This window comes from Streptomyces sp. WELS2, from assembly GCF_013870595.1.
In the GTDB taxonomy this organism is placed as follows: domain Bacteria; phylum Actinomycetota; class Actinomycetes; order Streptomycetales; family Streptomycetaceae; genus Streptomyces.
This window is the reverse complement of sequence record NZ_JACBWZ010001327.1, coordinates 1-1,119: the sequence shown is the minus strand read 5'-3', so window position 1 is coordinate 1,119 and position 1,119 is coordinate 1. Positions and strand designations below refer to the sequence as shown.

The 1,119-nt window shown below is 77.1% G+C and carries 1 pseudogene; it reads right to left on the bottom strand.

Annotation, left to right across the window (positions count from 1 at the left end):
• Positions 1-1,119 (bottom strand): annotated as a pseudogene (locus H5J33_RS36105) (hypothetical protein); the annotation flags it as partial.

The window sequence follows — 1,119 nt, the reverse complement described above, 5'->3', positions numbered from 1 at the left end:
CCGGCGCCCTGCGCGCCCGCTGTCCCCCGTGCCGCGGACCCGGCCCCCGCATCCGCCTCCTCGGCCTCTGCGTCCTTCTGCGCCGACCGGCCGCCGGTCGCCTTCGGTGACTCCTTCTCCTGGCCGACGACCCCTTTGTCACCGGCGGCGGTGCCCTTCTCCTCCTTCGCGGCCGTCTCCCCCACCGCTCCGCCGCCTTCGGAGGCCCCGCCGGCCCGGCCCGGCGCCTGTTGCACGGTGGTCTGCGCGGTGACGGGGCCCGCCTTGGGGTCGTCTCCGCTCTTGGGGTCACGGGTCCCGGGGGCGGGCGGGGTCGCGGTGGTCTGTTCCATCGCGGGTACGGGCGACCTCGCGCCGTCCGGACCGCCCTCGGTCTCCGGCGCGGACAATCCGGTTTCGTCCCCCGGGCCGGTCGCGGCAATCTCCTCCTCCGGCCCGTCCTCCGCCTCCTCCGCGTCGCGCTCGGCCTGGACCTGCTCGGCCCTGGTCGGCGGCGGGGCGGGGAAGGACGGGACCGGCGCCGACGCGGACGTGCCGGGATCGAGCGTGTCCGCCGTCGGTACGGCGGACACGTCGAGGTCCTGCGCCGGCAGGAAGTCCTCGGGGCGGAGCCTGACGTCCCAGGCGCTCGGCTCCCCGCCCCCGACGTCGACCTCCGACTCGCTGCCGGAGCCGAAGGGATCCTCGCCGGTCCTCTCCTCGGGGCCGTCGAGGTCCTGGTCGCGTCTGCCCTCGAGGGTGCTGAACGGTCCCGGAAGCCGGACGTCCGTGCCCGGGGCCGTCGGGGAGCCGGTGGGCTGCTTCCGGCCGTCCTTGTCCTGCTGCCGCGGCTGCTGTCCGGCGACGGCGGCTTCGGCCGCCCCCGGGCGGTTCCGTGCCGCGGACTCCTCCTTGCTCGCGGCGGGAGCCCGCGTCTCCCCGGTCCGCTCCCGCCCGTCCCCGCCGTCCTTCCCGCTCTGCTCCCGGCCTTCCCCTTGCTCCTTACCGCTCTGCTCCCGGCCGTCCCCGACCGCCTTCCCGCTCTCTTCCCGCTCCGCCGCCGGTGTCGTCTCCGTGTCGCTTCGCCGTTCGCCGTCCGGCGCCGCCCCGGAGACGGCGGGCAGCGCGGCATGCTCCCGC